Origin of the sequence: Oscillatoria nigro-viridis PCC 7112 (genome assembly GCF_000317475.1) — a bacterium.
GTDB lineage: Bacteria > Cyanobacteriota > Cyanobacteriia > Cyanobacteriales > Microcoleaceae > Microcoleus > Microcoleus nigroviridis.
In genome coordinates this window covers 6895891-6908994 of sequence record NC_019729.1, presented here as the reverse complement: position 1 = coordinate 6908994, position 13104 = coordinate 6895891, and the positions used below count along the sequence as shown (strand labels likewise).

Sequence of the window (13104 nt, the reverse complement as noted above, 5' to 3'; positions counted from 1 at the left end):
ATTATCTGTTATGTTCGAGAGTCCGATGGGGATGCGGGCACAGAGGGAGAGGGTTTGACGAATTTCGATCGGGAGTCAATCTCACATCTCAAATAGCAAGATTTGCCAGCTTTCCCATTATAGAGCCTTTCAACTTCCAGATTCATCTGTAGAGTCAATCGATTGCGCGATTTTAGATTTGAGATTTGAGATTTGAGAATTGAAGCATTGACTTGCGCGAGATAAATTCGGCGGCTCCTTTATCGGATACAGGTTTTTTATTTATGGACGGATGAATCCGGGAGCTTGTATCCTGGATGCTTTATTGTCAATCTCCAATCAAAAAGCTCGCATCTCAAATCGATCGCCCCCAGACTCATCTTTAGAGTAGAGTTTCCATCTAAAAAGCTCTAAAATCCCAAGATTCATCTGTAGAGTCAATCTCAAATCTCAAATCTAATCGATCGCCCCCAGACTCATCTTGAGAGTCGAGTTCCCATCTCAAATCTCAAATCGCAAGATTCATCTTTAGACTCCATCTATAATCTATAATCGAGTGGCATTCTGCCACCTGCGAAAAAACTCCGATAGAATGGCCGGGGAAATTCGCCCTTCCAGCCAATCTAAAGCCTGGTTTTGCTGGGGTGCGGCCCGATAAAATTTGCACGCATCTATCAGCCGAATCGGAGAATTAGTGACAGTAGATTGAGAGCGCCATTTTTGTGCAAACTCGGTAATAATAGCCGGAGAAATTTGTTTTTGCAGCCAATCTAAAGCTTGGTCTTGTTGTGCTAAACCGCGATAAAATTTGCCCACATCTATTAATCGCAAATTACTGTCTTGAGGTAAGGAAGTTGCCCGCCATTTTTGAGCAAAGTCCGCTAAAACAGAGGTAGGAACCTGACTTTGCAGCCAAATTAAGGCAGTATCTTGGCTAGCCTTAGCTTGATAAGACGAGAATACCTGAGTCAGCCGCACGTCTGATATGGGAGGGGGAGTTGGAGTGGGAGTCGGCTGCGGGGTGGGTGTCGGCGCTGGAGGGGGGACAACTACTTTGGGAGATTTTCGCATCAAAGCGGTCCAGGTTTTGAGGCTAGCAGTGCCGTCTGGATTGAGACCTTGAGATTTCTGAAACGAGATGAGCGCCGCTGTGGTGGTGGCTCCAAATTTACCATCCATCGCGCCTTGATAGAAACCTTTAATTCTTAATTCCTTCTGGATGTCTGCAACTTTATAACTTACGGCGCCTTCTCGGACGCTTTCATAAATATTGGTGTCTACATTGCCCGATACGCCGGACACGCTGCCGGTATCGCTGTACTGCCAAAAAGTCCAAGTTTTCCAGCCGCCGGGAACCCAGGGTTCCTCAGCAGTGGTATAGTGAGCAATCCACAGTGGGTAATCGGCAAACCGTGTTGTCCCCAGGTTGTCCCAGAAACCGGGGTAAGTGTAGATAATCGGCCGCATCAAGGTAGCTTTTTCGACTGCTTCTAACCAAATTGCGGCTCGATCGCAAAATTGATCCGCACTCAAACCGCCTGTAGTTTCTAAATCCAAGACTGGCGGCAAATCCCCCGCTTCGAGTTTTACAGTTTTCAAGAACAAATCTATTTGTCCTTGAATGCTGCTTGCAGGTTGAAAAAAGTGGTAAGCACCGCGTTGAATCCCGGCCGCTTTCATTGCCGCCCAATTGCGGGCGAAAGTTTGGGCAACGAAGGTTGCACCCTCGGTCGATTTGACAAAACTGAAGGTAATACCTTCCCGGGCAACGGCTTGCCAATTGACATTGGGCTGGTAGTCGGAAACGTCTATACCGCGAATACTCATATTACCAAGAGTTGAGAAAAGCTGGTTTGCTCTGAAGCAGCGACTCGATTAAGGGTACATTAAATTGTAATGCTAAGTCGCTAAGTGTTTTTTTTTTCAGTGGAGACTGTGCAAATGAACTTCGATCGAATAGAGCCCGGCCCAGGTCAAGAGTCTGTTTGGGATTACCCGCGTCCCCCTCGGCTTGAGGAATCGACCAAACACGTACAGATAATTTTTAATGGAGTGACGATCGCCGACACGCGCCGTCCTCAGCGGGTATTGGAGACCAGTCACCCTCCTGCCTACTATATCTGCCCCGAGGACATCAAAATGGAATATTTGCACAAAACTTTACGGGGTTCTTGGTGCGAGTGGAAGGGACAAGCCGGTTACTACACTGTGACGGTAGAGTCGAAAGAAGTAGTAAATGCTGCTTGGTTTTATCCCAATCCCAATCAGGTTTTTGCAGCTATTAAAGATTATGTGGCTTTTTATCCGAGCAAGATGGATGCCTGTTATGTGGACGGGGAATTAGTGCAATCTCAACCAGGGGATTTTTACGGCGGCTGGATTACCAAAGATATTGTCGGCCCGTTTAAGGGAGGGCCAGGAACTTGGGGCTGGTGAGGGAATGTTGAGTGGTGAGTTTTGAGTTGAAAACAGCGGCAGAGACTATGTTTTTTTACGCAAAACCTCGTTACAACCTCGACCCCGGTTTAAAAACCAGGTTTCTTGAGTTTGTGTGCACCGTCAATCGATTTTAGATTTTAGATTTTAGATTTTAGATTGAAGCATTCACCCCAGGGATAAATTCGGGGGCTGGTTTATCGGATACACGTTTTTTATTTTTCCACGGATGACTAAGGGGGATTGTATCCTGGATGCTTTCAGTCAATGAGTTGAGCAATGGCTCCGAAATCTGTTTTTTTACGCCGTCAAAAGCCCGCAGTAAAAAATGGAGTAAAAAATCGAGAATAATTCAATAAATCTGTAATTTAGTGAGCATGAATCAATGCAATGCAGCTACGGCAAAAAACGCAGCAGCTTCTTCCATTATTTAAAAATAGTGTAGTAAAGAATACAACCAATGGTAACAAATAAATACTAATATAAGTTAATGGTTGACACTAGCTTTGTTGCTGCTTTATTATTTATTCGGATCTGCGCTGTGTCTGTTGAATTTATTGAGCCGTCTAACTCGCCAGAAAACTCAATCAAAAATTTATCTTTAGAGTCTACTCTTAAGGATCTGGATCTATTCAATTTTCAGGTTGACTCCTCATATCTTGCCAAAGAAGTAGCCCGGTTTTTTCAAGCTCACCCGCTGCTTCCGGGAGTTATCTTGACCCTAAATGGGGAATTTTTAGGGATGATATCGCGTCGGCGATTTATGGAACGCATGAGCCGCCCTTACGGAGTAGATATATTTGCTTGCAGACCGATTATAGCCTTGTATCAAATAGCTCAAACCGATATTTTGATTTTACCAGGAGTAGCCTTAATTGTCATGGCAGCTCAGCGCTCCGTGCAGCGACCGCCGGAACTGCTTTACGAGCCCATTGTCGTGCAGTTAGAACCTCAAGTTTACCGACTTTTAGACGTGCATCAACTCTGGGTAGCTTTATCCCAAATTCACCAACAAGCTACTTGGTCTATGAGCGAACTTTATTACAACTTATCGCTCACGCAATCCGAGTTAGAAGCAGCTAATTCTCAATTAAAAGCAGCTAATTCCGAATTGTATCGCCTTGCCAACTTAGATGGCTTAACTCAGATTGCCAACCGCCACTGTTTTAACGAATACTTAGAGAAAAAATGGCAAGAATTGGGAGAAGCAGCAGCAGAACTATCTTTGATTTTATGCGATGTTGACTTTTTTAAGAAATACAACGATACTTACGGACATCAGGCGGGAGATGCTTGCTTGCAACAGGTAGCCCAAGCTATTTTGGCAGCCGTAAATTACTCAACAGGCGAAGTTTCGGGCGAGACTCTGGTAGCCCGTTACGGAGGCGAAGAATTTGCAGTAATTTTGCCTCGGACTTCGCCTGAAATAGCTGTCTGGATTGCAGAGAAAATTCGAGTGTGGATCAAAGAACTAGAAATGGAACACATTAATTCGGAGGTGTGTTCTCTCGTGACGCTGAGTTTGGGGGTAGCGAGTACGTTTCCTCAATCGTCCGCAGCACAAAAAAACTTGATTGCAGCGGCAGACCGCGCGCTTTATCAAGCTAAAGACAAAGGGCGCGATCGAGTAATTTTAGATGCTATAAAATTAGATAAGTAGAAAAGGTTAAGTTCAGGAACTTTTGGCTTATGGAATTGCAGGAATGGCAAAAATTGAGCGAAGAACAAAAAAATCGCTACTCACAGGAATTAGCAGCACATCTGCCACAGTCAGTAATTTTTAAAGGTTTGCGATTTTACCCTGATGGCGGCCCCGAACTCTCTATTGCCATTTTTGAGTATGAAGGAGCTTTATTTTCTCTGATGCCAGGGGGTGAGGTTCAAATTGGATGCGAAGCCGGCAACTTTCGCCCGACAGACGAGCAAATCGAATCATTTCAACGTAGTGCTGAAGAATTCGGGTTCGATCGAGATATCTACTCTTACGTACAAAGCGTCACTACACCGCCTCGCAAGGTGATTGTCCCCCCGCTGATGGTAGAAACTAAACCGACAATAATTGGTCTTGAACTCATCAGTTTGGAAGAACTTAAAATTCAGAATTTATTAAAAAACAACCCAGACTGTCGGGCTGCTAGAATTGTGAATTGCTCTGACTTGAAACCAGATAGTAGCTATGGATTTAAAAGATGTCAAGATGGCTCGATCGAGGCTTGGCAAATTCTGCGCAAGACTTACGAAGACATCCAAGCTGAGTTAGCCTCCGAAGGACTGCGTTTGTTAACTTTCGACGAATGGGAGTATGCCTGCGGTGCGGGAAGCACAACTCTATTTCGCTGGGGAGACTTCTGTCCGGACGATTGCTATCCGGGCGATTGCTATCCAGACGATATATCTGACTGGAAACTCCACTTGCAGCCCAATCTTTTCGGACTTCATATCGCGCAAGATCCCTACGATAGGGAGATAATTAGCAAAAAACTATATTTTCGAGGCGGAGACGGTGGGTGTACGATTTGCGGTGGCTCTGGATTTTTTCTTGGCTGGTTAACTTTAGCAACTGCTTACGGGGAGGCTGATGCACTTAGGTATTTCGATGAAGACCTTAAAAACATTAGTGGCAATATCATGCGTCGCGTAATTCCATTGCCCTACTGAAAAAACCAACTCGATCTCGTTTCTGTTACAATTTTTTCAGGTACAGCGGTATACTGCGTCGCTACCGAATAATATCATGTCCGGTCAAGGAACTGCAATCAAATTAGTTCGTAGTGCAGGCGAGATTTCTCTGAATGTGCGGACTAAAGTCCTCACTACAAACCGTTTTTACAATCTTCCCACCCAGCAGATTCTCTCTTTCTACACAGTCTCGCACCAAGCACGTTCTGCCGTCCAATGTCTGTCTGAAGATTCGTAAATCCTCAACCCATCCAACCCGGCATTTTGGATCATCTCCTCAACTTCATCCAGCGTAAATGCTGCTTGCAACGAATCGCTGAATAACTGTTTCTGATGCGGGTTGCAATCTCCCGCATACAGGTTGACTAAATTATCCCTGATTTCCGTTTTTTCCGGCCGGAGCAAATCCCGCAAAAAAATTGCTCCCTGCGGCTTCAACACCCGCTTGACTTCCTGCAAAAACGGCAGCGGATCGGGCAAATGGTGGATAATGCTGTTGGAAATCACCATGTCAAAATAACTGTCTGGATACGGCATGGCCTTAGCATCGATTAATTCGAGATTGATTTGCGATCGCGCGCCCGCCTTTTCCACATTTTGGGCCCCGACTTTCAGCATATTTGGCGACAAATCGATGCAAGTCAATTTCCACTCAGGCCGCAATTCACAAAGGACGATCGGAATTCTCGCCGTACCCGTCCCCGCATCCAAAACGTTTCCAAAAACCGGCCCCAACGCCGCAGCACTCTGAGCAAAAGCAGCATTAACCTCAGTAAAGTCCATCGAATCGTATTCGATCGCCTCTTCCAAGGAATCCATCACTTCCGGTTCCAAAACTCGCTGCATAAAATTTATCTCGTTCTCTGGCATTTCCATATAGGGGTTCAGTTTCGCCTGCAAAAGCTCGACTAACTCGGGTTCCATGTATTCGTAATTGTCCGGGATTTGCAGGCAAATAACTTTCTTGCCTTCGAGACTTTCGGGAAATTTGCTGCGAAGTCGATCGCCGTGCTTCTTCTCCATCACAAATATCAAATCCGCCCAGCCGACAAGACCCTCAGTTACTCTAATTCTTGCACCTTTTTCCGTTCCAGCCGATCGCACGCTGTAGCCGCTAACCTTCTGGCATATTTTCTCGGCAGTCAAACTCCTCCACTTATTCTGACTGCACACAAACAATATCTTGATTTTATCCATTCAGACACAATTACAAAATTCTATGTTTATCGTGGCACGGGCGTCCCGCCTGTGCTTCCGAAGCGGTTAAAAATTTCCTTAATTCTATGTTTATCGTGGCACGGGCGTCCCGTATGTTTATCGTGGCACGGGCGTCCCGCCTGTGCTTCCAAAGCGGTTAAAAATTTCCTTAATTCTATGTTGATCGTGGCACGGGCGTACCGTATGTTTATCGTGGCACGGGCGTCCCGCCTGTGCTTCCAAAGCGGTTAAAAATTTCCTTAATTCTATGTTTATCGTGGCACGGGCGTCCCGCCTGTGCTTCCGAAGCGGTTAAAAATTTCCTTAATTCTATGTTTATCGTGGCACGGGCGTCCCGCCTGTGCTTCCGAAGCGGTTAAAAATTTCCTTCTAAATTTCCCCCGATCGCACTTCTATACCACAACTACTGTATTTTGTCAAATTCGCCAAAATCTCCTTTACAATTCTTAAACCATAAAATGCGGATTTTGCATAAACAATTGTACTTATTACATTTGAAGAGTTTGCTAATTTGATGAATTAAGTAGGTTTCAGCGTCCAAAAGTCAAATTAGTCATAATGCCCCTGGATTGTGAAAATCCTACCACAAGCCTCAAAGCAAGTAAATAGGTAAAATAATTGAGAATGAAGTCAATAATTTTGCTCGTCTTTAGATTGTCTTAAGATTTGAGGGGTCAAAATAGATCGAACATTTAAAACTAAATCGACTTTTAGATTGTTTTTGCTTATTAAAGTAACTGGAATTGCCCCGAAGACTGATCGACCCTCAAAAATAGATACAGATGCTCGATCGCACAATGGCATCAAACCAAACTCGATCGAACTCTGCTAGAATTAATAAAACGAAGTCGTTATGAGTTTAAGTAAATAGCTATGACCGAACAAACCGTAGAAAACCTAGTAATTATCGGCTCAGGCCCAGCAGGCTACACAGCAGCAATCTACGCCGGGAGAGCAAACCTGAAACCCATAGTCTTTGAAGGCTACCAAACGGGAGGCATCCCCGGCGGTCAACTGATGACCACCACAGAAGTCGAAAACTTCCCCGGCTTTCCCGAAGGCATCACCGGGCCGGAACTCATGGATCGGATGAAAGCTCAAGCAGTGCGCTGGGGTGCCGAACTATACACAGAAGATGTAATTTCGGTGGATTTGACCCAGCGTCCGTTTACAGTGCGATCGGAAGACCGAGAAATCAAAACCCACACCATAGTAATCGCTACAGGCGCGACGGCGAAAAGGCTGGGGCTGCCTAGCGAACACGTATTTTGGAGTCACGGCATTTCTGCCTGTGCGATTTGCGACGGCGCTACCCCACTTTTTAAAGGAGTAGATTTAGCTGTAATCGGCGCGGGCGACACCGCAGCGGAAGAATCTATTTATTTAACAAAATACGGCTCTCACGTACATATGCTGGTGCGGCGCGATCGGATGCGCGCCAGCAAAGCCATGCAAGACCGAGTGCTGAGCAACCCCAAAATTACCGTGCACTGGAACACCGAAGCAGTGGATGTCTTGGGCGAACCGGGGGGCAAAATGGACGGGGTGAGAATTAGAAATATCCAGACCGGCGCCGAAAGCGATTTGCCGGTGAAAGGATTGTTTTACGCGATCGGTCACACTCCCAACACTCAACTGTTCCAAGGTCAGCTAGAACTCGACGAAGTAGGCTATATCGCCACCAAACACGGTTCGGTAGAAACCAGCGTCGAGGGAGTTTACGCCGTCGGCGACGTGCAAGACCACGAGTTTCGCCAAGCCGTCACTGCGGCCGGCAGCGGCTGTATGGGGGCGATGCTGGCAGAACGTTGGCTGTCGTCGAACGATTTAACGCAGGAATTCCATCAAACTGAGGAATCCGAGCAACCCGCAGCAGCGCCGGAAGCTCAAAAAGTACGCAAAACCAGCGAGAACTTTGATATCAAAGACACGCGCCACGAAGGAGGTTATGCTTTGCGGAAGTTGTTCCACGATAGCGATCGACTGATTGTGGTCAAATATGCCTCTCCGAGTTGCGGGCCTTGCCACAGCCTCAAGCCGATTTTGAGCAAAGTAGTAGATGAGTTCGAGGGCAAAATCCACTACGTGGAAATTGACATCGAAGAAGATCCAGAAATTGCTGAAAATGCTGGCGTGATCGGTACGCCGACGATTCAGTATTTCAAAGACAAAGATTTGGTGGCTGAGCTCAAAGGAGTTAAGCCGAAAAGCCAGTATCGCGAGTTAATTGCCAGTAATTTGTAGGACAATCGATCGATTTTAGATTTGAGGTTCGCCAAGGGAGATTTAATCTAAACTCGACTTGCCTCCCGCCTGCCAAAAACACGGTTTCTCCCCTGTACGAAATTAACGCGCAGGGAAGAAATCGTTTTTTTTAGCCGCATCCCTCGAAAAAACCTGGTTTCTCGCGAGTGTTTGGCGGATAAGGGAAAGAATTTTTGATTGTTCCCGGTTTTTTAGCCTGAGTCCTACTAAAATCGAAAAGTCTCATATTGGTCGATCGTCATTATGGCTCAAAGCCGCCTCCGACTGCCGCGATTTCTCAACAACATTGCCTCACCGTCAAGCCTGTCAATGAAAATGATGTGGGCAGGTTTGACAATAACTGCCGTGTTTGTATTGGTAGCCACCTTGTCTCCAGCTATGCAAGCTTGGGGATGGCTGCAAAATCCTACCGATGCTTTGATTAACCCCATTCACGAACCGCCGTCGGCGAATTATTGGTTCGGTACTACCCGCAGCGGCTACGATGTGTTTTCCCGCACGCTGTTTGCTTCTCGGGCGGCTTGGCAAGTGGTAATTTTAGCCACTGCTTTGAGTTTGTTTATCGGTGTGCCGCTGGGTTTGGTTAGCGGTTATTTGGGCGGCAAGCTCGATCGAGTGCTGTTATTTTTAATGGATACAATTTATACTTTGCCGGGGCTGCTACTTTCTTTGACGCTAGCGTTTGTAGTGGGAAAAGGAGTTTTGAATGCTGCGATCGCCCTGAGCATTTCCTACATCCCTCAATACTACCGCGTAGTCAGGAATCACACCGTCAGCGTCAAAACCGAATTATTTGTCGAAGCTGCGCGAGCAATGGGTGCTGACACTTGGACAGTGCTTTCGCGCTACCTGTTTCTGAATGTGATTCAGAGCGTACCGGTGCTGTTTGCGCTCAACGCTGCCGATGCAATTTTAACATTAGGAGGTTTGGGATTTCTCGGATTAGGACTTCCCGAAGCAACTCCCGAATGGGGACACGACTTGCGTTTAGCTTTAGATGCGCTACCTACTGGCATTTGGTGGACGGCTTTGTTTCCCGGTTTGGCTATGACTTTAATGGTGGTGGGACTGTCTTTGGTAGGGGAAGGATTAAACGAGTTTGTCAACCCTCGCCTGCGGAATCAGCAGTAATTTGTCTCGCGGTTAAATTAAGTTCGCAGTCAGGACTTTAGTGCTGATTCAGCAATATCAAAAAAAGTGAAGTCCTGACTGCAAACACGCGCTATAAAGAGATGATTGTATTGACCCGATTAATTACTCAATCTTTCTCTCAAGAAGGTTAATTCTTTCTAGTAAACCTTCGTTGGGTTGTCAATATAGACACGTCGCGGAAATTTTTCTGGATAGCTTGATCTCCTAAAGGTCAAGCCACATAATTTAAACCAGAGTAGAAGATAAAGTGATGCTCTGTGCTTTCTGATGACACGCTGTAAATAATAACAACATTTTGAGCATCGCACCAGGCTCCTACCGTTCTATTTCTTGAAGCGCATCCTGCAGCTTATGCCTTCTCTAACCATAGCAAGCACATCGCTAACTGGGTAAATTTTTATTCCCTGGCAGAGTTATCATCTGCAGGAAGTTGCAGCAGCGCCCGCTGTGGCTTTTTTTTCGTCTGCTTGAAATTATCCAGACAATTCGGGAATGCTACCTAAAATTAATTAAAGGGCTTTATGGAATCTTTACGCTGTCACGAGATATTTAAAGGAATCGTGAAGTTATACTTCTGGGAGATGGCGAATTGTGCTGTTTGTGAGAAAAACGTGCGATCGCGCAAGTGGGAACCGAAAGCCAAAAAATTTTAGAGAAGTCCGCAGCCGACAGTTGCGCGACGGGTTAACTCTCAGTAGAATTTATCCTAGTGGTTTTTGCCACTGACGCGACAAACTCGTGTCGAACTGCTTAAATAAGAATGTGACGTTAAGAACTTAATGTGATTTAACGTTAAAATTAAAGCCAATTTCTGAGATTTGAGCTAACTTAACAATGAAAGCCCCTGTTGCACTACTCAACCCGCAACGCTTCATTTGGGGTCAGAGTCGGTCTCTAATCCAGAGTTGCCGGCTTAAAACTAAAGCTACGAGCTTTATTCAATCGCAGATTGCGTATGATTCAATTCAGGGAAACAGGGTAATGATGGGTGTATCTACACGGATTGTATTGGTTCCAATTTGGGCAACTCAAAAATTGTCTGCTAACTGTCTGGCCAACTACGCCGCAGCCGTTCACCCAGATATACGCAGAAAACAGCGCCGTTCGATCGTGCCAAAGTTTTTGCGGGCAGTTCTCAGGATTTAGCAGAGCCGGACTTGAGTTAGTATTGTCAAGCTAAGCTGACAGAGTTTTCCTAGTTCTTTGCCAACAATGGAAAACAACTTCCATTTTTTGTGAGAAAGGCTACAATCGGAAAGGTCTTTGCAAGATCCGATTCTCCCCGTTTGGTGCTTCAACCCTCTGCTGTTGCATTTGAGACAGCAGACGTACATCCAAGGTGGCGAAAATTGGCCGTGCAACTGTCATGTCTGACAACCAGAGTGAAAGCAAGGCGAATCAAAAGTTCGACACCTCGAATACAAAAGTTAGACGGTTCCGTGCAGGAAAACTTGTACGGGTAAAAGCTCGAAGTACCGAGTAAAAAAGCCAGTATTTTTGGAAGTGCGATCGATCGCACTTCATGGTTTGCTTCTGTGGGCCAGGTATTGCAGATGATGTGGTAACTCGCTCAGAAAGAAAAAGCCGCCAGCTTAATTTAAGGTCGCGATGTTAAAATCTGCGATCGATTGAATGCGCTGCCTGCTTCAAGCCGGAACTCGAACTTTGACTCGTAAAACAGGTGCAGTTTCGGCAACAGATTCAGCTAGCAGACCGAAAATCCCACTATTTTTTCCTGCGGGAATGTCAATACTGGCTAACTTGTCTAAACTACAAACAGACACTATTCCACTGTTATTTATTCTTTAATTCAGGAGCATGAGGAAGACGGCATGATCCAGGCTAACACCGTACTCAAAACCACAATTACACCGGAAATGGAAACAATCGAGTTGCTTCGCGGCGCCGAAAGCGTTCTACCTGAGAGTGAGTTGGAACTCTTTATCGACGAAGAAGACGATCGAGAAGAATTCTTAGACTCTCAATCTGAGGACGACCCTAAATCTGGCAAAGGCGCAAAAGCCCGCCGTCGGGCTCAGGCAAAGAAAAAGCATTATACTGAAGACTCTATTCGTCTTTACCTGCAAGAAATCGGTCGGATTCGACTGCTGCGAGCTGACGAAGAGATTGAACTAGCGCGCAAGATAGCAGATTTGCTGGAATTAGAGCGAGTTCGAGAACAACTGCTCGAAGAGTATAACCGCGAACCCAAAGACAGCGAATGGGCGAATGCTGTAGAGATGGCACTTCCTGCATTCCGTCACCGACTCCACGTCGGCCGTCGGGCCAAGGAAAAAATGGTGCAATCAAACCTGCGTTTGGTGGTGTCGATCGCCAAAAAATACATGAATCGCGGTTTGTCTTTCCAAGATTTGATTCAGGAAGGCTCTTTGGGTCTGATCCGGGCCGCTGAAAAATTCGATCACGAAAAAGGCTACAAGTTTTCTACCTACGCAACTTGGTGGATACGTCAAGCCATCACCCGGGCAATCGCCGACCAATCCCGGACTATCCGCCTGCCGGTTCACCTTTACGAAACCATCTCGCGGATCAAAAAAACTACCAAACTCCTGTCTCAGGAAATGGGTCGCAAGCCTACGGAAGAAGAAATTGCTACGCGCATGGAGATGACGATCGAGAAGTTGCGATTCATTGCTAAGTCCGCACAGTTGCCCATCTCTTTAGAAACTCCGATCGGCAAAGAAGAAGACTCGCGTCTGGGAGACTTTATTGAATCTGACGGGGAAACGCCAGAAGATCAAGTCTCGAAAAACTTGCTCAGGGAAGACTTGGAAAGCGTTTTGGATACTCTCAGCCCCCGAGAACGGGATGTACTGCGGCTGCGCTACGGCTTAGATGACGGACGGATGAAGACCTTGGAGGAAATTGGTCAAATCTTTAACGTCACCCGCGAGCGGATTCGCCAAATCGAGGCTAAAGCCCTGCGGAAGTTGCGCCATCCCAACCGCAACAGCATCTTAAAAGAATATATCCGCTAGAGTAATTTGCTAGCATCACCCAAAAGAGTGATTAGCACTCTTTTTTTTGGGGGGGAGACCCCCCGCCTCAGTTTGAGCTATAGCTGTTACAGTTTATGCTCCTAACTGCACGGAGCAAGTGGTTATTTGCTGCTCAAATTGCGCTGCCAAGATTTAGGGAGTCCGTTACGGAACTCCCAAGCTTTGCAGTGTCACAAAAGTCTTAACTAGAAAATTACATCACGCCCCAAAAGTGAAGCAGCCCTTGACCGGAGACCAATTCGATGATGACAGCGGCAGAAAAACCAATCATCGCCAAACGACCGTTCCAATTTTCGGCTCCCTCGCTGAAGCCCCAGTTCCAAGCGTTGCGTTTTTGTTCTTGCATAGTGCGAAC

Annotated in this window: 12 protein-coding genes; 8 read left to right on the top strand and 4 right to left on the bottom strand. The window is 46.2% G+C overall.

The features are described from left to right. Positions 1–525 precede the first annotated feature (525 nt). The gene (locus tag OSC7112_RS28635; RefSeq protein ID WP_015179176.1) at positions 526–1806 is read right to left on the bottom strand and encodes a GH25 family lysozyme; all 1281 of its coding nucleotides are present in this window, start codon (positions 1804–1806) and stop codon (positions 526–528) included. Between the two features lie 114 nt (positions 1807–1920). On the opposite strand from OSC7112_RS28635, the gene OSC7112_RS28630 reads away from it, so the two are divergent. The 3 genes from OSC7112_RS28630 to OSC7112_RS34830 all read left to right on the top strand — a co-directional run bounded on the left by OSC7112_RS28630 (position 1921) and on the right by OSC7112_RS34830 (position 5073). Beyond that, positions 1921–2415 (top strand): DUF427 domain-containing protein, encoded by a 495-nt coding sequence (locus OSC7112_RS28630; RefSeq protein WP_015179175.1) that lies wholly within the window; start codon positions 1921–1923, stop codon positions 2413–2415. Between the two features lie 490 nt (positions 2416–2905). After that, entirely contained in the window at positions 2906–4075 is a 1170-nt protein-coding gene (locus OSC7112_RS28625; RefSeq protein ID WP_015179174.1) for a GGDEF domain-containing protein, read from the top strand. A 29-nt stretch (positions 4076–4104) separates the two neighbouring features. Continuing rightward, the gene (locus tag OSC7112_RS34830; RefSeq protein ID WP_015179173.1) at positions 4105–5073 is read left to right on the top strand and encodes a hypothetical protein; all 969 of its coding nucleotides are present in this window, start codon (positions 4105–4107) and stop codon (positions 5071–5073) included. A gap of 201 nt (positions 5074–5274) precedes the next feature. On the opposite strand, the gene OSC7112_RS28615 is transcribed toward OSC7112_RS34830, so the two are convergent. Then, positions 5275–6291 (bottom strand): methyltransferase domain-containing protein, encoded by a 1017-nt coding sequence (locus OSC7112_RS28615; protein ID WP_015179172.1) that lies wholly within the window; start codon positions 6289–6291, stop codon positions 5275–5277. 894 nt (positions 6292–7185) lie between these two features. On the opposite strand from OSC7112_RS28615, the gene trxB reads away from it, so the two are divergent. The 4 genes from trxB to OSC7112_RS41345 all read left to right on the top strand — a co-directional run bounded on the left by trxB (position 7186) and on the right by OSC7112_RS41345 (position 10875). After that, the gene (gene trxB / locus OSC7112_RS28610; protein ID WP_015179170.1) at positions 7186–8556 is read left to right on the top strand and encodes a thioredoxin-disulfide reductase; all 1371 of its coding nucleotides are present in this window, start codon (positions 7186–7188) and stop codon (positions 8554–8556) included. A 264-nt stretch (positions 8557–8820) separates the two neighbouring features. Beyond that, positions 8821–9708, top strand: a complete 888-nt coding sequence (locus OSC7112_RS28605; RefSeq protein ID WP_015179169.1) for an ABC transporter permease — start codon at positions 8821–8823, stop codon at positions 9706–9708. Between the two features lie 542 nt (positions 9709–10250). After that, a complete protein-coding gene (locus OSC7112_RS41985; RefSeq protein ID WP_263053563.1) occupies positions 10251–10382 on the top strand; it encodes a hypothetical protein in 132 nt (43 codons plus the stop codon). Between the two features lie 328 nt (positions 10383–10710). Further along, positions 10711–10875 carry a hypothetical protein gene (locus OSC7112_RS41345; protein WP_223300711.1) on the top strand — a complete coding sequence of 55 codons (165 nt, stop codon included), beginning with the start codon at positions 10711–10713 and terminating at the stop codon, positions 10873–10875. A gap of 500 nt (positions 10876–11375) precedes the next feature. On the opposite strand, the gene OSC7112_RS40295 is transcribed toward OSC7112_RS41345, so the two are convergent. Then, positions 11376–11513, bottom strand: coding sequence for a hypothetical protein (locus OSC7112_RS40295; protein ID WP_190274288.1), 138 nt, complete (start codon positions 11511–11513; stop codon positions 11376–11378). 48 nt (positions 11514–11561) lie between these two features. Here OSC7112_RS40295 and rpoD point away from each other — a divergent pair, with 48 nt between their 5' ends. Then, the gene (rpoD, locus tag OSC7112_RS28595) at positions 11562–12728 is read left to right on the top strand and encodes an RNA polymerase sigma factor RpoD (protein WP_015179167.1); all 1167 of its coding nucleotides are present in this window, start codon (positions 11562–11564) and stop codon (positions 12726–12728) included. Positions 12729–12942: 214 nt separating this feature from the next. On the opposite strand, the gene OSC7112_RS28590 is transcribed toward rpoD, so the two are convergent. Then, on the bottom strand, positions 12943–13095 hold the full coding sequence (locus tag OSC7112_RS28590; protein ID WP_015179166.1) for a CAB/ELIP/HLIP family chlorophyll-binding protein: 153 nt from the start codon (positions 13093–13095) through the stop codon (positions 12943–12945). Between the last annotated feature and the right edge of the window lie 9 nt (positions 13096–13104).

Coding starts and splice junctions, on each gene's coding strand:
- OSC7112_RS28635 (WP_015179176.1), bottom strand. CDS start 1,806: ATGAGTATTCGCGGTATAGACGTTTCCGACTACCAGCCCAATGTCAAT.
- OSC7112_RS28630 (WP_015179175.1), top strand. CDS start 1,921: ATGAACTTCGATCGAATAGAGCCCGGCCCAGGTCAAGAGTCTGTTTGG.
- OSC7112_RS28625 (WP_015179174.1), top strand. CDS start 2,906: ATGGTTGACACTAGCTTTGTTGCTGCTTTATTATTTATTCGGATCTGC.
- OSC7112_RS34830 (WP_015179173.1), top strand. CDS start 4,105: ATGGAATTGCAGGAATGGCAAAAATTGAGCGAAGAACAAAAAAATCGC.
- OSC7112_RS28615 (WP_015179172.1), bottom strand. CDS start 6,291: ATGGATAAAATCAAGATATTGTTTGTGTGCAGTCAGAATAAGTGGAGG.
- trxB (WP_015179170.1), top strand. CDS start 7,186: ATGACCGAACAAACCGTAGAAAACCTAGTAATTATCGGCTCAGGCCCA.
- OSC7112_RS28605 (WP_015179169.1), top strand. CDS start 8,821: ATGGCTCAAAGCCGCCTCCGACTGCCGCGATTTCTCAACAACATTGCC.
- OSC7112_RS41985 (WP_263053563.1), top strand. CDS start 10,251: ATGGAATCTTTACGCTGTCACGAGATATTTAAAGGAATCGTGAAGTTA.
- OSC7112_RS41345 (WP_223300711.1), top strand. CDS start 10,711: ATGATGGGTGTATCTACACGGATTGTATTGGTTCCAATTTGGGCAACT.
- rpoD (WP_015179167.1), top strand. CDS start 11,562: ATGATCCAGGCTAACACCGTACTCAAAACCACAATTACACCGGAAATG.
- OSC7112_RS28590 (WP_015179166.1), bottom strand. CDS start 13,095: ATGCAAGAACAAAAACGCAACGCTTGGAACTGGGGCTTCAGCGAGGGA.